The organism is Amycolatopsis ponsaeliensis (assembly GCF_030182635.1).
In the GTDB taxonomy this organism is placed as follows: Bacteria; Actinomycetota; Actinomycetes; order Mycobacteriales; family Pseudonocardiaceae; genus Amycolatopsis; species Amycolatopsis ponsaeliensis.
Genome location: NZ_JAPZLD010000002.1, coordinates 480,541 through 505,277, shown reverse-complemented (window position 1 = coordinate 505,277; position 24,737 = coordinate 480,541). Strand labels below are relative to the sequence as shown.

Below are 24,737 nucleotides of genomic sequence, written 5' to 3'. Positions count from 1 at the left end.
CATGGCGCGCAGGAACGCGCAACCGCGGTGGTATTTCTCGCTGCGGAGCCCGTATTCGTGGTTCTGTTACCGGGAGCTGCTGGAAACCGAGCCCGCGGTGCTGCACGCGGCGGAGTGGATCCCGGTCTGGGAACCGGACCCGGTCTCGCAGCGGTTGCTCGCCGAGCGCGGCGTCGAGCTGCCGGTGGTGCCGATGTCGCGGGCCAAGAACTTCTACATCCTGCAGGACACCCGGCGGCTCGCGAAGGAGCGCGGCCTGCCGATGATCTGGCCCGTCGACCGGGCGCCGGTGTGGGAGGTCGCGCACCTGGCCTACCTCGCGGCGACCGACGAGGGCATGGGCCGTCCGTTCCTCGACCGCGTGTATGCGGCGCGCTGGGAACGCGGGGAGGACATTTCCGATCCCGCGGTGATGGGCGCGATCGCCGAGGGGCTCGGGCTCGACCCGGCCCGCTATGCCGGAGCGGCCGACGACGAGCAGTTGCGCCATCGGGGGATCGACGTTCTCACCCGGGTGGCCGACGACGGCGTCTTCGGTGTGCCGATGTTCGTGCTGGGCCGCGAGAAGTTCTGGGGCACCGACCGGCTCGCCCGGTTCCTCGCGGCGTGGCGGGCCCGGATGGTCACCACGCCCGCGGAATCGGTCTCAGATGAGCGGCCGGAATTCGCCGAGCTGGCCAAGGCCGTCTCGGACGGTGGACACGCGGGTGGCTGCGGCTAGCCGAAAGTTGACGCACTGGCCAATCGAAAGTTGACAACCGGACAAAAAGCACCGTGCCCCGTTCAGCGGATTACGCGTGAGTAGGCGTCGGTTTCCGGTCGAGTGACCAAAAAGTGAAAGGCGAAAGAATTTCAAATACATTTCCTGCCCGTCCGGGACAGGGTTCTTGCCCGCGGTTACCCGGCTTCCCCTGATTCGCCCGTGCTGCCCCTTGTCCGCGTGACCGCCTTGTGATTTCTTGGAACCCGATCACGGACTGTCGCAGCAGGCGCACCCAGTGGAGCGGTCTTCGTTCGCCCGGGTGGGCCCGCGCAGCGGAAACGGTAGGTGGCACTTGTCTTCCCGGATCCCGTTCCCCTCACCGCCGGCCAGGCTGGTGGGGCGTCGGCGAGAACTCGACCGCTTCACCGAGAGCAGGCGGTACGCCGGGGACGGCCACGGCCACGCCCTGCTCGTGCGCGGCCCGGCGGGGATCGGCAAGACCAGCCTCCTCGCCGCGGCCCTGCACGACGCGGCGGCCGACCTGCCGGCGCCGGGCCGGATCCTGACGGCCGCGGCGGCGCGGAAGGACGCGAACACCGCGTACGGCGTCGTGCGGGACCTGTTCGCCCCCTTGGGGTTGGCCGGTGAAGCGGGCGAGTCCCTGCTGCAGGGCAGCGCCCGGTTCGCCCGGCACGCGCTGACCACGGACGCGGTCGCGGAACCGCTCGCCGTGAGCTCCTACGCCGTGCAGCACGGGCTGTACTGGCTGGCCGCGACGCTCGCGACGCCGGGGCCATTGATCCTCGTCGTGGACGACGTGCAGTGGTGCGACGAGAGTTCGCTCCGCTGGCTGGAGTTCCTGGTGCGCCGCGCCGGGGACCTCCCGCTGCTCGTCGTCCTGGCGCAGCGGAGCGGCACGGCGATCTCGGCAGATGGGACCCTCGCGGAGATCGCGGGTGCGCACGACACGCGGACCCTCGACCTCGGCCCGCTGCCGTTCGACGCGGTGGCCGAGCTGATCCCGGAACCGCTGGCCACGGCGGACGGGCTGTTCGCCCGCACGTGTTTCGACGAGACCGGCGGGAACCCGTTGCTGCTGCGCCGGATGCTCGGCGAGCTGGCCCGGGCGCGGACCGGCGACGAGCCGCTCTCGCTGTCCTCGGTCGCCGGCTCGGGCCGCGCCGTCCTGGCGACGTCGACGCTCGACCGGCTCTCGGCGCCCACCCGGGCCGTCGCGATGGCCGTCGCGGTGCTCGGCGACGACGAACCGGGCCTGCTCGCGAAGCTCGCGGAAGTGCCCGGCACCGTGGTGTCGACAGCCCTGGAAACGTTGCAGGCGCACGAAATCCTGCTCGACGGCACCCGGGAGTTCGTGCACGAGCTGGTCCGGGCGGCGGTCCTCGACGCCGGGGGCGCCGGCGAGCCGGACCGCTGGCACCGGCGGGCCGCGCGGCTGCTCAGCGACGCCGGCCGGCCGGCCGAGGAGGTGGCGGGGCACCTGCTCCTGCTGCCGGAGCTGGACGAGGGGTGGATGGCCGGCATCATGCGGGAGGCAGCGAGGAGCGCCACCGGCCGCGGTGCGCCCGGCACCGCCGCGCGGTACCTGAAGCTGGCGCTGGTGTTCGCCCCGGCCGACGTCGGCCTGCTGCTGGAGCTGGCGGCCGCGCTGGCGCCGGCGGACCCGGTCGCCGCGTTCGACTTGCTGCAGCAGGCACGCGGGCTGGCGGGTGACGTGCGGGAGCGGGCGCGGATCGCCGTCCGGCTCGGCATGGTGGCCCTGGCCGTCCAGCGCGCGCCGGAGGCGGTGACCGTGTTGCGCGACGTGGCCGGCGAGCTGGACGCCCGGCTCGGCGAACCGCGGTCGGTCGCCGACGCGGGGCTGCGCACGCTCGTCGAGTCGATGGCGCTGATCACCGGGCTCGACGAGAAGGGCACGGTCCCCGCGGCGCTCGCCCGCGTCCGCGAGCAGCCCACGCCGGCCGGCGACGATCCGGCCGAGTGCCAGCTGCTCGGGATGCGCGCGGCGGCACGGGCGCTGGAAGGCGATTCGGCGGCGATGGCGGCCGCGGAGGCGACCCGGGCCCTGCGCGTCGACCCCGCCGGGCTGGGTGGCTGGGCGGCGCTGGGCGCGGGTCTCGCGCTCCAGCTGGCCGACGAGCTGAAACCGGCGCAGGACGCGCTGGGCCGGCTGATCGAGCACGCGAGCGGCGCCGGGGACGCGTGGACGTACTGCCTCGGGCAGTGCACGCGGGCGATGTTCTGGCACTGGGCGGGGGATCTGACGGAGGCCGGGGCGGACGCGCAGGTCAGCTACGACCTCGCCCACCAGGAATCCTGGGGCGAGACCACGACGATGCCGCGGATCGCGCTGGCGACCGTGCTGGCCCCGCGCGGCGAGGCGGCCCGCGCGGAGGAGCTGCTCGACGGCATCACCCGTCCCCGGATCGACCGGTTCGCCCTGGAGTACCACTGGTACCTGATGGCGCGGGCGGCGGCGCGTGCGGGCCTGGGTGATCCTTCGGGTGCCCTGGAGTATCTGCGCCGGTGCGGGGAAAGCTTGAGCGGGGCCGGGATGGCGAACCCGGTGTTCGCGCCGTGGTGGCTGGAAGGCGCGTGCCTGCTGGCCGAACTCGGCCGGTTTTCGGAGGGCCGGGAGCTGGCGGAGCACGGCCAGGCTCTGGCCGAGCGCTGGGGCACGCCCCGGGCGGTGGGCATGGGCCTGCTGGCGGCCGGTGTGACGACCTCCGGCGCGGAGGGCGTCGAGCTGCTGACCGAGGCGGCACGGACGTTCGAGGGCGGACCGGGCCTGCGCGAACACCAGCGCGCGGAGTACTTGCTGGGCCGGGCACTGCTGGCCCGCGACGACCGCCGAGGCGCGCGAGAGCACTTGCGCCGAGCGGTCGACGGATGCACCCGCACGGGCGACCGCCTCCTCCTCGACGCGGCGCGCACGGCGCTCCTCGCGGCCGGGGGCCGCCCGGGCCCTCAGGGAGGTTCGGCGCTCGACACGTTGACGGGCAGCGAGCGAAGGGTGGCGGAGCTGGCGGCCGGAGGTGACGGCAACCGGGCGATCGCGGAGGCGCTGTTCGTGACGGTCCGCACGGTGGAGATGCATCTGACGAGCGTGTACAAGAAATTGAGCATCGCGGGGCGCCCGGATCTGGCGGCAGCCCTGGCCCGCCGGGACGCGGTATGAGGGGCAGCGGAAGAGTGGTCCGGCTTGCCGGCGAAGTGAGTGTCGCGCGTCCGAGTTTCGTTGACAGCGCGTCGGCGAGTGCGAACGTCTTGAATGAGTCATTCAGGACCTCCGAAGACCTGAATGACTCATTCAAGACCTTTGGTCCAGCAACGCGCGACACCGGCGCCGCCCCCACGACGCAGCTCCGTCCGATGTGGACTCAACTGGGCCGGTGCGCGGGATGACCGTGCTCGCCGGAACTTCCGGTACCGACCTCCTCGCCGAGCGGGTCGGCGAAACCGCGCTGCTCACCGGCCTCCTCGCCGAACTCGAACAAGGGAACTCCGGCATCGCGGTCGTCACCGGCCTGCCCGGCACCGGCCGCACCAGCCTGCTTTCGCTGCTGGCCACGCGCGGCAAAGACCGGCCGATCCAGGTGCTCAGCGCCCGGGGCTCGCTGACCGAGTCCGCGCTGCGGTTCGGCGTCGTCTCGCAGCTGGCCTCCGCGTTGCCCGATCGGACCGTGGCCCGCGCCCTCGGTGAGCTGCTCGCCACCGGTGCGCTCGACGAAGGGTCGCCCGAACTGTGGCACCCCTTCGTCGAGGCCGCGCGGCGGCGGCCGGTGCTGCTGCTGCTCGATGACGCCCACCTGATGGACGACAGCTCCAAAGCCTGGCTCGGCGCGCTGCTGCGGCGGCTGTGGCAGGTTCCCCTCCTCGTCGTCATCACCGGCGCCGGTGTCGTCCTGCCCTTCTTCGACCAGGAAACCGCCGAACCGTGGCAGCTTTCCGGCCTCAACTGGCACGCGACCCACGTCGTCCGGCTGCGGCCGCTGAGCCGGTCCGGGGTCGCCGAGGTCGTGCGCGCCCACGGGGCCGGGCCCGGCGGCGAGGACTTCGTCACCGAACTGCACGCCGCCACCGGGGGCAACCCCGCCCTCGTCCGCGTGGTGCTCGACCACTGCCGGACCGACCCCGAGCCGGGCGCCCAACCGGATCGGCTGGCCGCGGACGCGCGCCGGGACCAGATGCTCGGGCTGCTCGGCCGGCTCCCCGACGACCTGCGCCGGCTGCTGCGCGCCTTCGTCGTCGCGGGGCACCTGCTCTCCCCGGAACAGCTCGGGCCGCTCGCCGGCCGGCAGACGCTGTCGCCCGCGCGCGCCTGGCGGGTGCTCGTCGGCATCGGGCTCGTGCCGGGACGCGGCCGATGCGCCGACCCGGGGATCGCGACCTGGGTCCTCGCGGGCATGACCCGCGCCGAACGCGCCGAGCTGTACGGCGCCGCCGCGGAACTGGCGCACCGGTGCGCCCTGCCGGAAGAAGACGTCGCCCGGTTGCTGCTCGGCGCCGGGCCGACCGGGACCCGGTGGGCGCTCGACGCGCTCCTCACCGCCGCGAGGAGTGCCGCCGGCCAGGCCGGTGAAGCTGCCCCGTACTACCGGCGCGCACTGCGTGAACCGCTCGCGGACGACACCCGCGATCAGCTCACGCTCGAACTCGCCGCCGCCGACGGCGCGGCCCCGCACACCGGCGAGGTCCGGCTCGCCCGCGCGGCCTTGACCGCGACCACCGACCGGCTGTTGTGCGAACGGGTGGCCGCGGCGGACCTGCTCGTCACGCGCTGCGCCCCGGAACGCGCGGCCGGCCTGCTCACCGGGCTCGCCGCGGGCGCCGACACGCCCGATCTCGGCTCCCTGGCCGCGCTCCACTGGCTCGCCACCGAGTCGCCGGACGGGGTGCCCGCGCTCGGCATCCCGGCCGCGGCCTATGCCGAGGACCGCCTCGACCCCGACCGCGCGGGCGCCGCCGCCTGGCTCACCGCGACCCGGGGCACCGACCCGCGGCGGGCGCGGAAACTGGCCAGGGTCGCGCTTTCGCCCGGCCGGGGCGGCACCCGCCTCTACGCGCCGCGGATCGCCGCCGCGTGGACGCTCATGGCCACCGACGACCCGCTGGAAGCGGCCGAAGGCCTGGACGGGGTGCTCGCCGACGCGCGCCGCCGGGGATCGCGGGCCGCGGCCGCGCTGGCCCTGCTCTCCCGCGGCCGGCTCAGCCTGCGGCGAGGGCGCGTCCCGGCCGCCGAAGCCGACGCCGAGGCCGCGATCGAGGGCTATCCGCTCACCCGGTGGCCGCCGCCGATGGCACGCGCGTTGCTGGGCTTGCGGATCCTGCTCGGCCTGGCCCGCGGCGACCGGGACGCGGCCGAGCGGGCGGCCGCGACCCTGGCGCGGGGGACGGCGGCGCGCCGGGGCCGCCACCACCTGGACACGCAGCTGCTGTTCGCCCGCGGCCTGCTCGACTGGACCGGGCAGCGCCCGCAGGCCGCGCTGCACCACTTCCAGGAGTGCGGCCGGATCCTGCTGAGCCGGGGCTGGGTCAACCCGGCGCTGCTGCCCTGGCGGTCGCTCGCCGGCGTCGCCCAGCGCGACCTCGGCCACCCGGAGGCCGCGGAAGAACTGGTCACGGCCGAGTGGGAACTGGCCAGGGCGTGGGGAACCCGGACCGCGACCGGGCTGACGCACCTGTTCGCCGGCATCGCCCTGCCCGCGGGGAGCGCGTCGTTCCGGCTGACCCGCGCGGTCGAGTCGCTGCGGGACTCGCCGGAGCGGATCTGGTACGTCACCGCGGTGCTGTGGCTCGCCGAGGCGCAGCTCGACGCGCGCCAGCCGGCCGGGGTGTCCGGCCTGCTGCACGAGGCCGGGCGCCTGGTGAAGGCCTACCGGCTCGACGGCCAGTCGGCGCGGGTGCGCGACCTGACGGCCCGGCTCGCCGCGCAGCCCCGCCCGGCGGGCTCGGCCCAGCGCGCGGACCGCAAGCGCCAAGCCCTGTCGGAGACCTCGGCGCAGGTCGTGGACATGGTGGTGCAGGGGCTGCCGAACGCGGAGATCGCCCGGCGGCTGGCGGTCGGCAAGCGGGCGGTCGAGGTGCGGCTCACCCGGATCTACCGGCACTTCGGCGTCACCGGGCGCGCCGAGCTGCGGGCGTTGTTCGCGCTGGAGGACGGGGAGTTCGGGACGCCATGCTGATCGAGCGCGACGCCGAGCTGGCGGTGCTGGCCGACCTCCTGGAGGCCGGCAGCCGGGGCACCGGTTCGCTGGCGGTGATCGGCGGGCGGCTCGGCTGCGGCCGCTCGGCGCTCCTGCACGCCGCGGCCGGGCTCGCCGGGAAGAACGGGACGCGGGTGCTGCGCGCGTCCGCCGCGCCCACCGAGCGCCGCTTCCCGCACGGGGTGGCCCGGCAGCTGCTGGAGCCGCTGGTGGCCGAAGGCCGCGAGCTTCCCGCGGAGCTGAGCCTGGTGAGCCCGCCCGACGCGGCGGCGCTCGCGGCGGGCCGGCACGCCCTGCTGCACCGCTTGTGGGTGCTGGTCGCCGAAGTCGCCGCGGACCGACCGGTGGCGCTGCTCGTGGACGACCTGCAGTGGTCCGACGCCGAATCGCTGGGCTGGCTGGCCCACCTGGTCAACCGGCTCCGGGCGATGCCGCTGGTCGTCGTGGCGACGGTGCTCGACGGCGACGCCGGTGCCGACCGCCCGGTGGTCGGTGACCTCGTGCGCGCGGCGGCCGTGGTCCTGCAGCCCGGGCCGCTGTCGCCGGAAGGGACGCGGGCGTTCCTCGGCCGCCACTGCGGTGAACCGGCCGACGAGCGCCTCGCGGCCGCGTGCCGCGAAGTCACCGGCGGCAGCCCGATGTTCCTGGGAGCCCTGGCGGACGCGATGCTCGCCGAGGACCTCGATCCGGCCGACGGGCAGCTCGCCGAAGTGCTGGCGCTGCGGCCGACCGGCCCTTCGCACCACATCGCCCGGTGCCTGCGCGCCCAGCCGCCGCGGGTGGCGGAACTGGCGCGGGCGCTGACCTCGTTCGGCGAGCCCGGCGACGCCGCCGCGCTCGGGCGGCTCAGCGGGCTCGACCCGGCGGACCTCGACGAGGCCGCCGGAGCGTTGCGGCGCCTGGGTTTGCTGGCCGCGGACGGGGTCCGGTTCGCCGGTGCCCGGATCGCCGAAGCCGTCGCGGGCACCATGACCGTGTCCGAACAGGACGAGCTGCGGCTGCGCGCGGCCGAGGTGCTCTACACCGACGGCGCGCCGCTGGAGCGGATCGCGCGGGAACTGCTCGCGACGACCGCCGAACCGGCGCCGTGGGGAACCGAAGTGCTGCGCGGCGCGGCCGCGGCGGCGGCCGACCGGGGCGAGGCCGAGCAGGCGGCCCAGTACCTGCGGCACGCCCTGCTGTACACGACGTCCGAACGGGGTGTGCTGCTCGCCGACCTCGTCGCGGCCGAACGCGGGCGCGACCCCGGCGCCACGACGCGGCACCTCCAGCAAGCGCTTCCTCTGCTGCGGACCCCGGCCGAGCGGGCCGACCTGCTGTGCCGCGTCCCCGCGCTCGCGACGGCGCGCAGCCGCGAGGAAACCGAGCTGCTGCGCGGCACTCTCGTCGAACTGGCCGCGAACGGCGGCGAGGACGATCTCCGGGCGCGGCTGGAGGCCCGGCTCTGGTTGCACGGCCAGGACAACGCGAGCACGTTCACGGCGGCGGCCGACCGGCTGCGCCGCCTCGGCCCGGACCCGGCACCGGCCGGTCCGGGGCAGCGCGAGCTGGTGGTCGCGCTCCTGCACGCGGCGACGCAGGCCGAGACGGTCCCGCGGCGGGTGGCCGCCGACCTCGCCCACCGGGTCCTGGGCCGCGAGCCCGGCGGTCCCGCCCAGATGTTCACGGTGCTGCCGCTGGTGACGGCGGTGCTGGTGGCGGCCGACGCCACCGAAGGCCTGGAGTCGTGGCTGCAGGCGGCCGCGGAGCCCGGCGCGGACGAGCCCGGGCTGGCGGCGCTGCAGGCGTGGACGAACCAGGCGAAGCTGTGGGCCGCGACGGGCGCGCCGGTGCGGGCGCGGGACCGCGCGCTCGAAGCGCTCGGGCACGCCGCGCCGGACTGGTCCGCGGTGGTCACCGACTGCGTCGTCCTGTTGGCCCGCTTGGCGATCGAGCTGCGCGACGACGAGCTGGCGATCCGGGCCCGGCAGGCCGCCGGCAGCGCGCGGCTGGCGCCGTGGGAGCTGTCGATGGTCCACGGCGCGGTAGCGGTGACGACCGGCGACCTGCCCACGGCGATCGAGTACGTCGAGGACTTCGGCCGTCAGGTGAGCCGGGCCGGGCGGACCAACGTGGCGTGGTACCCGTGGCGCCTGCTGGCCGCGACGCTGCACAGCCGAGCCGGCCGGCGCGGGCCCGCCGCGGAGCTGGTGGAGCAGGAGTACGAGCACGCGCAGCGCTGGGGCGCCCCGGCGGCGCTCGGCCGCGCGCTGCGGGCCCGGGCGGCGCTGGCGGCCGGGCCCCCGGGGATCCGGCTGCTGCACGAGTCGGTGGCCGCCCTGGCGACGTCGGGGGACCGCCTGGAACTGGCCAAGTCCCTGATCGCCCTGGGCAGGCGCCCGGGCGTCCCCGACGCGGAGGACCACCTCCGCCGCGGCCGCCGGTTGCGGTTGCTGTGCGACTTGCCCGACCCGGCACCGGGCGAGAACCCGGCCGGCCGCGGCTTCGCCTCCGACCCGGCCTTGACGACAACGGAGCAGCGCATCGTGGAGCTGGTGGCCCGCGGCGGCCGCAACCGCGACATCGCGGCCGAGCTGGGGGTCACGATCAGAGCCGTCGAGAAGCATTTGACCAGTGCTTACCGGAAGTTGCGGATCAAGGGGCGGGCGGAGCTGGTGACGGGTGCGGGTGCAGCGTCTGGTCACCACGATCTGGCGGACCCGCGCGCCGGGTGACTACCGTGTGCCGGATGGCGCGTTCCGCCGCGTTCGAGCGGTTCCTGGCCGGGGTCACCACCCCCGTCGGGCTCACGAAGGACTCCCTCGACGAGATTCCCGGCGTCGGCGCCATCCTCGACCTCGTCGGCGAAGAACGGCTCGAGGCGGAAGATATCCTCGTCGCGAAGCTCGCCAGCGGTGACGGCCGCGCTGCTGTCGCGCTCGCCGAGGCTGACTGCTTCCGTGCCATCCCGGCGCTCGTCGAGGCGACCTCCGACGGGGCGCCGCCGGCCACGCGGGTGGCCGCCGCACGGGCGCTGCTGCAGCTCGACGATCTCACCGGTGAGGCCGCCATGATCCGGTTGCTGCGCACGCACGCCGGCACCGGCTACGACCGGGGCGCCGCCGTCCGGTTGCTGGCCGAGTTCCCCGAGCCCGACCGGGAAATCCTGTACGAAGTCATGGCCGCCGATCCGGACCCCACCGCGCGGTCCGAGGCGACGGACACGCTGCTCACCCTCGTCGGGCTCGACGCCGACGAGGTGCTGTGGGGCGAGGTGCTCATGAGCGCCGCCGGCCGGCTGCTGTCGTCGCTGACCACCGTGCGGACCGAAGCGCTGGCCGAACTGCGGGAGATCGTCGCCCGGTGGGAAGCGGGGGAGACGGCCGACGACCTGGGCCTGACCTGGCGCTGCGACGCCAAGGCGGTGCGCCGGTTCGCCGACAGCATCGACAGCGCCAAACCCGAGCTCCGCACGCACGGGCTGGAGACACTGACCGGCCGCGAACGCACCCTCGTCGAGAACCTCGTGCTGCTGCGCCTGCACGCCGACCGCCGCGCGGTGCGGGCCGCGGGGATCCTCGACGTACGCCGGGCGGTCGAACCTTTGCGGGAACTGCTCGCCACGGCCGAAGGGCACGCACGCGCGGAGATCGAGGACGTCCTCGCCACCCTGACGAGGTGAACGCCCTGGTGACGCCGCGGTGACGTCCGGGCCGCGCCGCCTCTGTCATTCTCGGGCCCGATGCCCGTCCCGATGAAGGTCCGCGGTCCGCGGCCGCCCGCCGTGTCGACCGCGGTGACGTCCGTGGTGCCGCCGCGCCGGCCGGAGACCCGCGGTGCCCTGGAACCCGGGCCGGCGGACGTCGTGCGCGCGCAGACCCTGGTGGGCAACGCCGCCGTGTCGGCGGTCATGGGCGGGCTGCCGCGGGGGAAGGAACCGAACCCGGGTTCGTGGGCCGCCCGGCAGCTGATGACCGGGCAACAGCTGGTCGGGAACCAGGCCGTCGCGAGCCGGGGACTGCCGGCGCCGCCCGTCCGGCAGGCCCCGGTGCCGGCCGGCAAGAAGCCCCCGGCTCCGGTCGCGCCGAAGGCGAAACCCGCCACCGCGGACCCCAAGGCCGAGCCGGACAAGTCCACAGTGGAGAGTCCGGACAAGCGGGCGCCCAAGGAGAAGGCGGCCGGACCCCGCTCGCCGGGCGCCGACCCGAAGTTCCAGGCGCTGAAGAAGGACGTCGCCACCAAGAAGAAGGCCGTCGGGAGCAGTCACCCGCCCGCGACGGCGGAGGCGGGCTCGGCGCAGGCGGCCGCCGTCGCGCCGGCCGACGACCAGGAGGCCCGCGGCAAGGCGGCGCACGCCGAGGACATGGACGCCGCGCAGCCCAAGGAGTTCGACAAGAAGGCGTTCGTCGACGCGGTGCAGAAAGCGGTCGCGGACAAGGCGCCCAAGAACCTCGACGAGGCCGACAAGTTCGGGAAGTCCGACAAGGCCGGGCAGATCAAGACCGAGGTCCAGGACAAGGTCGGCGAAGGCAAGGACGCCTCGGCCCGGGAGATCGCCGACACCACCGCCGCGCCGCCGGAACCCGCGCCGGACGCCAAGCAGGTCGTCCCGATGACCCCGGACCGGGTGCCCGCCAAGCCCGGCACGCCGAACCCGGCCCAGGCCGCCCCCGACACCCTCCCGCCGTCCGCCACGGACATGTCGGCCGGTCCCGCGCAGGTCGACGGGCAGCTGGCCGCCGCGAACGTCACCGAGCAGCAGCTGACGTTCGAGAACTCACGTGAGCCGGGGTTCGACAAGGCCGTCCGGGACAAGAAGGCCATGGACGCGCACTCGGAGACGGCGCCGAAGAAGCTGCGGGCCGGCGAGCACCGAGAGGTCGGCGAGGTGAAGGCCGGCGCGGCCGCCCGCGGCTCCGCGACCATGGCGGGCATCCAGGCGACCCGCGTGGCCACCGGCAAGCTGGTCGGCACCAAGAAGACCGGCACCAAGAAGACCGACGAGGACAAGCGCAAGGAGGTCACCGACCTCCTGCAGAAGGTCTTCGACCGGACCAAGGGCGACGTCGAGCGGATCCTCACCGACCTGGACAAAAAGGTCGACGACGAGTTCACCACCAAGGAGAAGCGCGCCCGGGACCGGTTCACCCGAGAGCACGAAGATGGGATGAACCGCTACAAGGACGAGCGCTACGGCGGCTGGGACGGCTGGATCAAGTGGGGCCGCGACCTGTTCGCGGGCCTGCCGGACGAGGCCAACCGCATCTACGAGGTCGCGAAGGACCACTACCTGACCGCGATGGGCCTGATCATCACCGACATCGCCGACCTGGTGGAACGGGAGCTGCGCCGCGCCAAGGACCGCATCGCCACCGGCCGCGGGGAGCTCCAGGCCGCCGTGGACGCGCTCCCGGCCGACCTGAAGGCGATCGGCCGCGAGGCCGCCGGTGACTTCGCCGCGCAGTTCGACGACCTGAAGGACACCGTCGACGACAAGGGCACCGAGCTCGTCGACACACTCGCCACGAAGTACACCGACGCGGTCAAGGCCGTCGACGGCGAGATCGCCGCCGAGAAGGAGAAGAACAAGGGACTGGTCGCGAAGGCCGCGGACGCGATCGGCGGCGCGATCAAGGCGATCGTCGAGCTCGGCCGGATGCTGATGGGCGTGCTGGCCAAGGCCGTCAGCGCGATCGGCGCGATCCTGAAGGACCCGATCGGGTTCCTCGGCAACCTGGTCACCGGCGTCGGCGGCGGGCTGAAGCTGTTCATCCGCAACGCGGGCAAGCACCTGGAACAGGGCGTGCTGGCGTGGCTGCTGGGCACCGCCGCCACCGCCGGGCTCCAGCTGCCGACGACGTTCGACATCGCCGGCATCCTGGTGCTGATCGCGACGCTGCTCGGCATCTCGTGGCCGAACATCCGGTCCCGGCTGGTCCGCAAGGTGCCGGAGAAGGCCGTCGCCGCCGCCGAGGTCTCCGTGCCGATGCTCGCGCAGGTCAAGCGGCGGGGGATCCTCGGGGTCGTCGACGACGTCAAGACCCGCGTCGGCGACCTGAAGAAGACCCTGATCGACGACCTCGTGTCGTACCTGCTGCCGACGATCATCATCGCCGGCATCACGTGGATCCTGTCGCTGTTCAACCCGGCGTCGGCGTTCATCCGCGCCTGCAAGATGATCATCGACATCGTCCGGTTCGTCGTGCTGAACGCCCGGCAGATCATCGACTTCGTCAACGCCGTGCTGGACGCCGTCCTCGCGATCGCCCGCGGCGGCACCGGCGGCGTGCCCGCGCTGGTCGAACGCGCGCTGGCCCGGGCCGTCCCGGTCCTCATCGGCGCGCTCGCCGCGCTGCTCGGCATCGGCGGCATCGCGGGCAAGGTCCGCCAGATCTTCCAGAAGCTCTCCCGCCCGGTGACCCGCGCGGTCGACTGGGTCATCGACAAGATCGCCGGGCTGGTCAAGAAGCTCTGGGCCAAGCTCAAGCCGAAGGCGCGCCGGCCCGTGCGCGGGCGGCCGGACGACCACCTGCCCGCCGGGCCCCGCCGTCCTCGTCCCGCCGGCCGTCCCCGGCCACCGCGCCGGCGCGATCCGCGCCGCGAGAAGAAGGACGACGCGAAGCTGCGCCGGAAGCTCATGGCCGCCCTGCACGAGGCGGGCCGGCTGGCCGACCGCGTGTCCGGCGACCAGGACGCCGTGCGGCGCGGGCTGCCCGCGATCAAGTCCCGGCACCGGCTCACGATGCTGACCGTGGCCACCCGGCCGGGCACCGGCGACGCGGTCCTGTTCGTCTTCGACGGCGCGATCAACCCGCGCGCCAAGTTCGAGCACCTCGCGAACGATCACTACTTCTCCGAGGCGCGGAAGGCCTACAAGAGGCCGGATCCCGCGCACAGCCTCGACTTCGCCATCGACGACATGCCGGGCCTGATGGGCGGCACGGTGCCCGGGCTGAAGAAGGTCCTCGGGCTCGGCGAGTCGCAGGCGCGCAAGTACGCCGAGAAGTGGGTCTCCGACGGCAAGCTCACCAGGAAGGTCACCGCGCGCGGGCGCGTCGTCTACAGCTTCGTCCACCTGACCGACGTCCACCTGCGGGTGCCCTTCGACCACCCGGAGCGCGACAAGTGGATGGCCGGTGCGGCGACGATCCACCTCTCGTCCGCGACCGCCGCCCGCCTCTGGTACCTGGTCATCGCGGGCCTGCGCGACGGCAGGCCGGACTACTTCGAGGTCGTGGCGGAAGCGCTGATGCACAGCATGCGGATCGCGCCGGGCAAGGGCGCGCTCTGGTCGAAGGGCGAAGACATCAGCGAGTACGCCGCCGGGCTCGGGTTCGCCGCGCTGGAGACGCAGGAGTTCTACAACGTCACGAAGGGCCTGACCCTGCTCGACGACTGGGCCCTCGTGCGCCCGCTGTGGATGGTGTTCTCCCGGCGGTACGCGGGCAGCCTGCGCAAGGAGATCCACATCTTCGTGCGGCAGTTCCTGGCCTCGTCGGTGCTCCTCGAGACCGAGCTGCCGACGGTGCGCCGGATCATGCGGTCGACCCGGCGCACCATCGAGCTGAAGTTCCACGCCATGGACTGGGGCGACGACCCCACGAAGATCCTGGACATGCCGGTGCCCGGGTACTTCCGGGAGCTGATGGCCGACGGCACCGCGCTCCCGGAGGGACGGCAGCACGTGCTCGACGAGAAGGGTGCCCGGGCGGCGACGGCCCGGGCCCGCGGGCGGTTCCGGACCAGCCAGGCGAACAAGCGGGCGGCCGGGACCCGGACGCCGACCGGGGGCGTCGACCCGGCCGCGCTGGACCGGTTGATGAGCTCGCTGCCGGTGGTGCCGACCGCGGGCGACGCACTGGCGCGGTTCGCCGCCCTCTCGGTCAACGCCCCCGGAGAGGTGCGGCTGGTGGCGGTCGGCGGCGGGTTCTCCGGCGCGCCGGTGCGGCGGATCCTCGACGCGAGCGGCAGACTGCTCGGCGTGCTGAAGCTGTTCCCGAGCCGCGAGGAGTTCGCGATGGAGCTGTCCGCGCTCGCGCGGCTGGGCCGGGTGCGGATCGTCGGCGGGCGGGCGGTGGCCGCGCTCGGCGTCGCGCGGACGTCGCGGCGGCGGACCGCAGCGGGCCTGGTGGTGACGAGCGCGGCGGGCGGCCGGGACGTCGAAGGGATGATGAAGGAGACCGGTGCCACCCCGAGCGGGCCGGAGCGCCGTCGGCTGTTCGGGCAGCTGAAGGCGGCCGTCGCCGGGATCGGGCGCACGCTGGCCCAGCTGCACACCAGGCCGGGCGGCTCGGGCGGGCCCGTGGCGTCGGCGTACCTGCGGCGGCACCTCGACGACATGGCGGACCGCCGGACCAAGCTGACCGGCCTCCGCACCCAGCTGGCCCACGCCGGGATCGACGTGAGCGCGCTCCAGGCGCGGATCGACACGCTGATCGCGGGCTTCCGCGCGCACCCGGGCGGGGCGGCGCTCGTGCACGGCGACGCGCACCCCGGGAACTACTTCTTCGACCCGGCGAGCGGCGTCACCACCATCATCGACGTCACGACGCTGCACCTGTCCATCGACGCCCGCGGCAACCCGATCGGCGCGCCGTCCCGCGACGTCGGCGTCTTCGCGCAACAGGTGGCGCACTACAGCGTCACCCTGAAGCTGACCCGCGCCGAGGTGGCGACCTTGCAGTCCGTGTTCCGCCGCGCGTACGCGGCCGTCGGCGCCACCGGCACGACCCCGCAGGCGGACGCGTTCTTTCGCGCCCGGGCGTCGCTCGGCTGGCTGATGCGGGTGATGAACGACCTGCGGGCCGGGACCGTGCGCGGCGTGGTCCCGCCCATCGACGCGGTGCAGCAGCAGCACATCGACCTCGCCGTCGAAGCGTTCGGGCTCTGATGACGACGTCGCCGTTTCCGTTGTCGGGCACCGGCGAGGTGCGGTGGCGCGTGCCGCTGCCCGGCCGCACCGTCGCCGGGATCTCGGTGGCGGCGGACGGAATGTGCTTCGTGTCGACGGAAACCGGGGTGGTCGCCCTGGACGGCCCGGAGGTCCGCTGGATCGCGGACGCGTCGGCCCACGGAGGCGGCCTGCTGCTCGACGGCGGCCTGCTCGTCACGGCCGGCGCCGACGGGTACGAGCTGCGTGACCGGCGGACCGGTGCCGTCACCGGCGTGCTCCGGGCGACGCCGAGGTCCGCGCCGATGCCGCTGGCGGACGGCTCGCTGGTGTTCCTGACGGCCGGGTCCGTGCTCCGCGCGGTGACGCTGACCGGCGAGGCGCGGTGGGAGGTCGAGGTGCCCGCCCCGGCGTGGCCGCTCGTCTGGCACGACACCGTGTTCGTCGCCGAGCGCACCGCGGTCCGGGCGTTCGACCGGGACGGCGCCGCGCTGTGGCGGGCCGCCCTCGCGGGCGACGTGGCCGGGACCATGGTCGGCCTGCCGGACGGCAGCGTGCTGGTGCCGGTCCACGGCGAGGAGCACACCGGCTACGTCGTGCTCGACCCGGGCGGCGACGTCCGGGCGCTGCCCGCGCACCTGCCGCCCGGCATCCCGGCGGTGCCGTTGCCCGGCGGCCGGCTCGCGCTGCCCGGCTGGCCCGAGCGCGACGACGACGGGGAATGGCGCCCGACGGTGTCCATAGTGGACGGTGAGACCGGAGCGGTGGTCCGGCACCAGCGGCTGCGCGCCGACATCCGGAGCATGGCCGCCGGCGCCAACGGGCTGGTCGCCGTCGCGGTCAGCCCGACGTGGGAGCGCTGGACGGAGTACCACGGGTGGCCCGGCTTCGACCTGGCCGAAGACTGTTACGTGCTGTTCCTCGACGAAGACGGCCCGCGGGGCACGTGGACGGCGGGCCGGCCGATCACCGGCCCGCTCGCCGTCGGCGCGAACGGAGATCTGCTCGTCCCGGTTTCGGGGGAGCTCGTCAGCCTCAGTTGACGAGCTCCCCCGGGACCCGGGCTCAGATCAGCGGGAACTTCTGGGCCGCGGACCCGTTGCAGTCCCAGATCTGCAGCCGGGTCCCGTTGCCCGTCGCGCCGTTCGGGGAATCCAGGCAGCGGCCGGACTGCGGGTTGCGCAGGGACCCGTCGGCCTGCTGCGTCCACGTCTGGCCGCCGACGCCGTTGCAGTCCCACAGTTCCGCCGGTGCGCCGTTCGCCGTGCCGTTGCCGGTGATGTCGAGGCAGCGGCCCAGGGTGCGCAGCGCGCCGCCGGAGAGGTGGAACCAGTGCTGGTCCACCGCGAACGACTGGCAGTCCCACAGCTGCACGGCCGTCCCGTTCACGCCGTGGTCGTCGCCGGCCACGTCGACGCACTTGCCGCCGGGGCCGGTGATCGGGCCGCCGCCGGTGACCGAGAACTTCTGCGCCGCGGCGCCGTTGCAGTCCCACAGCTGCATCCGGGTGCCGTTGGCGGTGGCGCCGTTCGGCGAGTCGAGGCAGCGGCCGGACTGCGGGTTGCGCAGGGAGCCGTCGGCCTGCTGCACCCACTTCTGGCCGCCGACACCGTTGCAGTCCCACAGTTCCAGCAGCGCGCCGCCCGCCGTGCCGTTGCCGGTGACGTCGAGGCAGCGGCCCAAAGTGGACAGTGACGAGTCCGCGTTGTGCGCCCAGTGCTGGTCGGAGGCGTTGGCCTGGCAGTCCCACAGCTGCACAGCCGTGCCGTTGCCGCCGGTGTCGTCGCCGGCGACGTCGAGGCACTTGCCGCCGGGGCCGGAAACCGTGGCTGCGTAAGGCGGAGTCCCGGTGGAACCGGAGTAGCCGACGGAGACCACATTGGACTGGACGGCGTCGTCCGCGGCGTCGGTCGGGTAGCCCGCGGTCATCACGCCTTCGAAGAACGAGCCGATGGACGCGTTGCTGTTGTCGCCGCCGGTGCCGAGCACGATCGAGCCCTCCTGGTGCATCGGCGTGTACCCGCCCGAGGGCAGTGCGCCGTTGTACCAGGTGGTGAGGCCGCCGCTCTGGGAGTTGCCGCCCTTGAGCGCGAACGTCGTCTGGCCGTTGTTCTTCAGCAGCGCGGTGACGAACGGGGTCGCGTTGCCGCGGTTGGCGGTGTTGGAGCGGTTCCCTTGGAACAGACCGTTTTCGAGGTCGCCCGCCACCCACGGGCCGATCCCGGTGCACGGCGGGAAGTAGCACGTGGTGCCGAGGTTGACGGCGTCCATGTGGCCGTTGCCGGTGTCGGCGATCTGCGCTTCGACGTTGCCGTAGTCGAAGCAGCAGCCGCCGTTGACGTGCGTGCCGCTGGCGACCATGTACATGCCTTCGGGCTGGCCGTTGACCGCGACGCCGGCGCCGACGTAGTGCCGGTACCCGGTGCCGGGGGAGACGTAGACGCCGTAGACCTTGTGCCCGCCCGCGGTGACCGGCAGCGCGGACGCGATCGCGGCGACGTCCTGCCCGCCCGCGGTGCCCGGGCCTTCGACGGTGAGGTCGTTGTGGCGCGGGGACTGGTCGTAGATCACCGTGATGGTGCACGTCGTGCCGGCGCAGAACGAGTCCTGCGCGGCGGCGTTGGCGTACCCGCCGGTGGCGAGCAGGCCGATGTTCGTTTCGGCGTGGTCGGAAGCGCGTTGCACGCGGTAGAGGTCGCCGGCGTAGGCCGAGTAGAGGGCGCGCGTGGTGCTGTGCGCGGCGACGCACTGGGTGCCGGCGGCGCCGTAGATGTCGCACGGCAGGGAACCGGCGGCCTGCGCGGCGCCGCTCGAGCCGAACATCGCCGCGAGGACGAGCAGTGTCGTGGTCAGGATGGCGAGGGGACTTCGACCGCGGGGCACGGGAACCTCACTCTCGAACCGCAGGTCATCGACCCGCGTGGATTTTTACAACGTTGTATTTCCAGGAGAGAAGGGGAGTGCTGGAGTGCGAATGGGGATGAGGGGAGAGTATGGCCGGGTTCTCGATCGTGTCAACAGTTCACGACGTGCGGATGGTCCAGTCCACTGGAATTCCGGCGCGGGCACCCGGACGGCCTACCGGCGCGGATCCGTTTCGTGGCAGGGGATATCCCCGGACCGCGCGCCCGGCGCCTCGGCGGGGTACCGATTCGGCCAAAACACTCAGGATCGGATTTCCCGGGCAAATCCGGCTATTCGCACGACTTCCGCCGGCGTCGCGTCCGCCGCCGTCGCCGGGGTGCTCGACGGGAAGGAGACGGCCGCCGCCGGGCCGAGGCTGATCGGCGGCCGCTCGTCGGACGGCCGGTGGGTGGTGTGCCGGGAGAAGTCCACCACCCGGCGCAGGGCCGCACGGCGTTCTGGCTCGGATTCCTCGGCCAGCGCGGCGGCATGGGCGTGGCGCCGCACCAGCGCGTGGAACCGGTAGCGGCCCGCGGCGGACTGGCGCAGCAGGTGGTCGTCGACGAGGTGTTCCAGCAGCCGTTCTGCTTCCGGCACGGCGATGGCGGCGAGCGCCGCGGCCGCGGGCGCGTCGAAGTCCGGGCCCGGGTGCAGCCCCAGTAGCCGGAACATCCGCCGCGCCGGCGGGGCCAGGCGGTCGCAGGACGGCGCGAGAGCCGCGGCGACGCCGCAGTCGTCGGCCTCGAGCTCGGCCAGGGGCCAGCCGAGCCCGCGCAGCCGCTCGGCCAGGTACCGCACCGGCCACGACGGCCGGGCCCGCAGCCGGGCCGCCGCCAGCCGGATCGCCAGGGGCAGGTACCCGCACCGGTCGACGACGTCGTGGACGGCACCGGCGTCGGCAGCGCGGTCGTCGCCGAGGACGCCGGCGAACAACGCGGCGGCGTCCGCCTCCGGCAGGACGTCCAGTGACACGCTGAGCGCGGAGTCCAGGCCGACCAGGCGGTGCCTGCTGGTGACCAGCACCAGCGTCCGCGCGGTCCCGGGCAGGAGCGGGCGGAGCTGCGCGAGGTCGGCGGCGTCGTCGAGCACCACCAGCACCGACCGGGTGGCCAGCTCCGCGCGCCAGAGCGCCGCGCGCGCGTCGAGGTCGTCCGGGATCCGGCCGCCCGGCACGCCCAGTGCCCGCAGCAGCGTGTCCAGCGCGGCCATCGGCGTCGTCGGCGCCCGGCCGGGGGTGTGCCCGTGCAGGTCGAGGAAGAGCCGGGCGTCGCGGTAGTGGTCCGCGAGCAGGTGCGCGGCGTGCACGGCCAGCGTCGTCTTGCCGATGCCGGCCATCCCGTCGATCGCCGCGACGGCGGCCGGCGGACCGGTGGGCACGGCCAGGAGCCGGGACAGCTCGGCCGCGCGGCCGGTGAAGCGGGCGACGGCACCGGGAAGGTCGTCGCGGGCCGGCACCGAGGTGGTGGTGACGGCGGCGGGGACGCCGAGCAGCCGGGCGTCGTTGTTGAGGAGCCGGCGGTGGATCTCCGTCAGCTGCGCCGAAGGGTCGAGGCCGAACCGCCCGACGAGCACGGCCCGGGCACGCCCGAACACCTCCACCGCGTCGACCTGCCGGCCCGCCCGGTACAGCGCGATCATCAGCTGGCCCCACACGCGGTCGTGGCCCGGGTGCCGCTCGGTCAGCTCGGTCAGTTCGTCGAGCAGCCCCGAGCTCGCGCCGGTGGCGAGCTCGGCGTCGATCCGGTCTTCGGTGGCGGCCAGGCGCATCGCGGCCAGCCGGCCGGCTTCCGAGTGCAGCAGCGGGACGTCGCCGAACTCGGCGTAGGCGTCGCCGCGCCACAGCTCGAGCGCGGAGGTCAGCCGGGTGACGGCGTCCGCGTGCCGCGACGCCGTGAGCGCGTCCCGTCCCGTCGCGACGAGACGTTCGAAGTTCCCGGCATCGAGCGCGCCCGGCACCAGGCGGAGCGCGTAGCCGACCTGGTGGGTGACGATGAGCCGACCGGCCGCGGACAGCGAACGACGCAGCCGCGAGACGTAGGTCCGCACGGTCTGCGCGCCATCCGGCGGGGCATCCGTGCCCCACAAGGCGTCGACCAGCGCACCCACCTGCATCACCCGGCCGGCGTTCGCGGTCAGCAGCGCGAGCAGGGTCCGGATCCGGGGACCGCCGAGCTCGAGCCGCCGGTCGTCCACGAACACCTCGAACGGCCCGAGCACCCGGAACGGCGGTGCCGCGCCGTCGTCCGGCGGTCTTCGCGTGCTCACCCCACGACTTTCTCCCACGCGGACAAGAGCGCGAAGGGGGTCCGCCGGATACCTCCCCTTCGGACCGTGCGGTGTGCACCACGGGGCGTGGCGGCGGACCCCGTCGGCCGCCCGGATTCCCGTGGCGCTGGTGTCGCGCGTCCGAGGTTCGTCGACAGGGGTCCGGCAGCGCGCTGCCGGACGGAATCGTCCGACTGGGGCATGGCTGCGAGGTGTCGATGGAGGATTGGGGACGCCGAGTGGCCGGAATCCTCCATCGACGGGCACCGAGGGCCCCTGCCGTGACGCGACCCTGACAGCGGAACCGTCGCCGGAGTTTCAGCGGGCGAACCCGTTCTGGCGTCAAACAACTTGCGACGCGCGACACTAGTAGGCGAAGCGGGCCGGGCCGGTCAGCGGTGGCGGGATCGTGAAGCGGGTGGCCATCGCCCGCCCGGTGGACGTCGGGGCGAACCGGAGGGCGCCCGCCGTCACCACGGGATGCTCGGCCGAACTGCTGACCACGATCGAATAGGACGCGACCTCCTCGACCCGGTCGCCGGTCTGGCGCAGGATGCTGTAGTCGATCGTGGCCAGCCGCAACGTGTCCGGGTGAGCGTGGGTCCGGGTCACCACCCGGAACGACTCGCCCGGCTGGGCCCCGGCGGTGATGTCCCGCAGGTAGGTCTCGATGCCCTGGTTCTGCAACGTCTGGTTGACGTACTCGGGTGCGTAGTAGATGGCGTACGGGCTCTCGAACCCGGTTCCCTGGCCGGACGTGTGGGCGCGCTCGTACTTCGGCCCGGCCGGCAGGTTGCCGTGTGCGCCGGTGGCGTACTTCGCGTTCTCCGTCCCGGCCCGGCCCAGCGAACCGCCGAGCGTGGACTCGTGCCGGATGGGACCGCCGACGGTGTCCCGCCAGACGCGGCTGCCGTCGGGGAACTCCAGCACGACCGGGGGACCGGGGACCACCGAGGCGACGTTCTCGAAGTAGTTCGCGGCGGTCCGGTCCAAGGACACTTCGACGATCCGCCCGTTGCGTGGTGCCACACTGACCGTGTCGATCGCCCGCAGCCGCTCCAGCTGCGCGGTGAGCCGGTCCACGCGGGCGGCGTCGGCCGGGTTCAGCGTCGGCGCGGCCGCCAGCCGCCGCTCCAGGTCGGTCAGCTCGCGATCGAGCGTCGGCCGCCGCCGCAGCACCGTCTCGTAGGCGGCACGGGCGTCACCGGCGGCGGCCGCCTTGGCCGCGGCCGGCCCGAACTCGGCGACGAGCCGGGTCTCCCGGAGCCGTTGCAGCTCCGTGGTGAGGGCGCCGACCTCCGCCTTGCTCGCCGCGTCGAGCGCACCGGCCCTGGCCTTGGCTTCCGCCGTGGCCATCCGGCTGCTCAGTGCCGGATTCCCGGCCAGCTCGGTGGCGAACCGTTCCCGCAGCCACATGCACTCGCTGCACACCACCAGCGCGCCGGACTTGGTGACCTTGACGTCGTGGCCGGCGACGCCCGCGATCCGCTCCGCCGCGCTCGCCTCACGGCCGATCGCTTCGGTCGTCTCGGCGACGGCCTTCACCTCCGCCTCGCCTGCCGCGCCGAGCAGCCGGAGCGCTTCCGGGCGCTTGCGCAGGACGGCGAGCCGGTCGAGCAGCCGCTTGCCGAGCCCCGGGCCGAACTTGTCGGCCCGGGTGGCGAGCGCGGCCGCGTCGGCCTCCTTGCCGAGCAGGGCTGTCCTGGCCAGCGGGCCCAGTTCCCGGAACGCGTGCAACGCCGCCTTGGCGTCGAGGATGGCGAACGCGACGTCCAGCGCGACCCAAGCCAGGGAAGGATCCTCGGCGGCGATCGCGTAGGCCCGCTTGTTCAGGTCCGTCGAAGCCAGCGCGGACTGGTACCGGTAATTCTCCACGCTGCGGGCGGCTTGGTAGCCGGACAGCGCCGCCGTGCCTACCAGGCTCGTACCGCCGGTCGGGATCAGCAGCGCCAGCTGGGCGACGAGCAGGAACGAGCTCTTCAGTGCCTCTTCGAACTGGAGCTCGTCGAGTTTCTCCTTGATGATCCCGTCGGCCATGATGTTGCCGTCGGTCCCGAGCACGGCCTTCGTGAGCGCGACGATCTCGGGCAGCGCCCACAGCAGTTCGGGGTCGCCGTCGGCCTTTTCCCGGACCTTGCCGATGCTCCGCTCCCGGCTCCGCATGACGTCTTCGAGACCCGCTGCCGTGCCGCGGGACCGGCCGATGCGGCGCACCGTGCCGCGCCGGTCCCCGGTCGCGAGGTTCTCCAGCTCGAAGGTCGCGGCGGCGCCGGCGTCGTCCAGGACCGCGCCCAGCGCGGGATGCCGGGAAGCGGCGGAGACCCGGGCGTCGTCGTAGGTCTTCTCGATCTCGGCCGCCTGCTTGCCCAGCTCTTCGTACCGGGCCCGGTTCCGTTCGGGCAGCCGGGTCGTGCCTGCCTTCGTGTTCGTGATCTCCAGCAGTGCGTACTGGTCCCCGCGGAGCCGGTCGACCCGGCGGCGGATGACGAGGAGGTCCTGCGCCGCACCCACCACCGCGCGGAACGACACGGTGTCCGCGGCCACCACCTCGTCGGGGTGGGCCGGGTCCGCCCGGAGTCCGTAACGCACGCGCTGCGTCCGGATCCGGAGCTCGCTCTCCCTGAGCAGGTGTTCGAGGGACCGGCGCAGCGAGCGCTGGAAGGACGCGCGAAACGCCTGTGCCTCGGCCAAGACCTCCGGGTAGATCTTGTCCACCACGGCGACGGCCTGCGCGCCGATCTCGCCGCGGACGGCGTCGTTGGCCATGTCCCGTTGCGCGTCCATCGGGTTGCGCACCCGCAGGCCACCGAACGCCCGGGCGTGCGCGGAGAACGGCAGGGCGATCTGGGTGCGGGTGCCGTGCAGCACGCCGTACCACAGCTCGAGTCCCTTGATCCCGAACCGCCGGACGAGGAGTTTCAGCTCCCGGCGGGTGTAGGCGGGGTCGGTCGTCATTTCGACGCCCTGGAAGGTGTAGGACTTCGAGTTCGGCCGCACCGGGCCCTTGTCCCGGTCGTGGAACGTGTCGGCCGGGGCCGGCTGCCGGTACACCCCGGGTCCGGCCGGGCTGACGACGTGGGCCAGTTCGTGGGCGAGGAGCCGGCGCCCGCCCGGGGTGCCCGGCGCGTATTCCCCGGCACCGAAGGCGATGTCCGAGCCGACGGTGTAAGCGCGCGCGTCCAGCTCACGTGCCGAATCGGCGGCCGCCGGGCCGGTGTGGACGCGAACCCCGTCCAGCGACCTCCCGAAGCGGGGTTCGAACCAGGCGCGGGTGACCGCGTCGAGCGGCTGCCCGGCGGCGAACGCCGCCCGCACCGGTGCCGCCAGTGCCGGAGCGGCCGTGCCGTGGGAGGCGGACCGGTAGACGACGCCGGTGTCTTCCTGGTGGTGTGCCCGCACCGGACCCAGCTCGTCGTCGCGCAACCGGAGCACTTCGTCGGCCGCCCGGTCGGCGTCCCGCTCGGCCGGATCGTTCGGGTGGCTGACCGGGATTCCCGCGTAGGCGGCGGCCTCCCGCTGCTTCCCGGCCGAGCATTCGCACGGTTCGGGTCCGCACCGGTGCAGGATCTGCCCGGCCGCGCGGTTGCCGGCGAACCGCTGGATCAGCCCCAGCGGGGACAGCGGAGCCGCCGCCGGGCCGTCGGCGGCCGTGCTCGGTCGCTTGCCGCCCTGGACGGAACCCTTGGCTCCGGAGGTCTTCTCGGCCCGTTCCACCGGCGTTCCCCTTTCGCGTTGCTGCCTGAGCCGAAGGACGCTTCAGTGACTCACTGAA

General features: G+C 74.0%; 10 protein-coding genes. 7 read left to right on the top strand and 3 right to left on the bottom strand.

Features of this window, described 5'->3' with window-relative positions; all coding sequences use genetic code 11:
* The first annotated feature begins 1 nt into the window (after position 1).
* The 7 genes from QQ657_RS05125 to QQ657_RS05095 all read left to right on the top strand — a co-directional run bounded on the left by QQ657_RS05125 (position 2) and on the right by QQ657_RS05095 (position 16,839).
* Complete coding sequence (locus tag QQ657_RS05125) at positions 2 to 721, top strand: 2-hydroxychromene-2-carboxylate isomerase (protein ID WP_284740874.1); 720 nt, start codon at positions 2 to 4, stop codon at positions 719 to 721.
* Positions 722 to 1,055: 334 nt separating this feature from the next.
* Positions 1,056 to 3,899 (top strand): ATP-binding protein, encoded by a 2,844-nt coding sequence (locus QQ657_RS05120; RefSeq protein ID WP_284740873.1) that lies wholly within the window; start codon positions 1,056 to 1,058, stop codon positions 3,897 to 3,899.
* Positions 3,900 to 4,122: 223 nt separating this feature from the next.
* Positions 4,123 to 6,906: an AAA family ATPase gene (locus QQ657_RS05115; RefSeq protein ID WP_284740872.1), complete on the top strand. Its 2,784-nt coding sequence runs from the start codon at positions 4,123 to 4,125 to the stop codon at positions 6,904 to 6,906.
* The gene (locus QQ657_RS05110; protein WP_284740871.1) at positions 6,900 to 9,641 is read left to right on the top strand and encodes an AAA family ATPase; all 2,742 of its coding nucleotides are present in this window, start codon (positions 6,900 to 6,902) and stop codon (positions 9,639 to 9,641) included. Before QQ657_RS05115 ends, QQ657_RS05110 begins: the two co-directional genes overlap by 7 nt.
* A gap of 14 nt (positions 9,642 to 9,655) precedes the next feature.
* Complete coding sequence (locus QQ657_RS05105) at positions 9,656 to 10,588, top strand: HEAT repeat domain-containing protein (protein WP_284740870.1); 933 nt, start codon at positions 9,656 to 9,658, stop codon at positions 10,586 to 10,588.
* A gap of 60 nt (positions 10,589 to 10,648) precedes the next feature.
* Positions 10,649 to 15,796 carry a phosphotransferase gene (locus QQ657_RS05100; RefSeq protein ID WP_284740869.1) on the top strand — a complete coding sequence of 1,716 codons (5,148 nt, stop codon included), beginning with the start codon at positions 10,649 to 10,651 and terminating at the stop codon, positions 15,794 to 15,796.
* A complete protein-coding gene (locus QQ657_RS05095; RefSeq protein ID WP_284740868.1) occupies positions 15,796 to 16,839 on the top strand; it encodes an outer membrane protein assembly factor BamB family protein in 1,044 nt (347 codons plus the stop codon). Before QQ657_RS05100 ends, QQ657_RS05095 begins: the two co-directional genes overlap by 1 nt.
* 22 nt (positions 16,840 to 16,861) lie before the next feature.
* Here QQ657_RS05095 and QQ657_RS05090 read toward each other — a convergent pair whose 3' ends face one another.
* From QQ657_RS05090 to QQ657_RS05080, 3 genes are all read right to left on the bottom strand, one after another.
* Positions 16,862 to 18,679 (bottom strand): arabinofuranosidase catalytic domain-containing protein, encoded by a 1,818-nt coding sequence (locus QQ657_RS05090; RefSeq protein WP_284740867.1) that lies wholly within the window; start codon positions 18,677 to 18,679, stop codon positions 16,862 to 16,864.
* Between the two features lie 282 nt (positions 18,680 to 18,961).
* Positions 18,962 to 20,965: an AfsR/SARP family transcriptional regulator gene (locus QQ657_RS05085; protein WP_284740866.1), complete on the bottom strand. Its 2,004-nt coding sequence runs from the start codon at positions 20,963 to 20,965 to the stop codon at positions 18,962 to 18,964.
* Between the two features lie 366 nt (positions 20,966 to 21,331).
* The gene (locus QQ657_RS05080) at positions 21,332 to 24,679 is read right to left on the bottom strand and encodes an eCIS core domain-containing protein (RefSeq protein WP_284740865.1); all 3,348 of its coding nucleotides are present in this window, start codon (positions 24,677 to 24,679) and stop codon (positions 21,332 to 21,334) included.
* Positions 24,680 to 24,737: the final 58 nt, after the last annotated feature.

Excerpts from the sequence above, each read along its gene's own strand:
- QQ657_RS05125 (WP_284740874.1), top strand. The coding sequence starts at position 2 with ATGGCGCGCAGGAACGCGCAACCGCGGTGGTATTTCTCGCTGCGGAGC.
- QQ657_RS05115 (WP_284740872.1), top strand. The coding sequence starts at position 4,123 with ATGACCGTGCTCGCCGGAACTTCCGGTACCGACCTCCTCGCCGAGCGG.
- QQ657_RS05110 (WP_284740871.1), top strand. The coding sequence starts at position 6,900 with ATGCTGATCGAGCGCGACGCCGAGCTGGCGGTGCTGGCCGACCTCCTG.
- QQ657_RS05105 (WP_284740870.1), top strand. The coding sequence starts at position 9,656 with ATGGCGCGTTCCGCCGCGTTCGAGCGGTTCCTGGCCGGGGTCACCACC.
- QQ657_RS05100 (WP_284740869.1), top strand. The coding sequence starts at position 10,649 with ATGCCCGTCCCGATGAAGGTCCGCGGTCCGCGGCCGCCCGCCGTGTCG.
- QQ657_RS05095 (WP_284740868.1), top strand. The coding sequence starts at position 15,796 with ATGACGACGTCGCCGTTTCCGTTGTCGGGCACCGGCGAGGTGCGGTGG.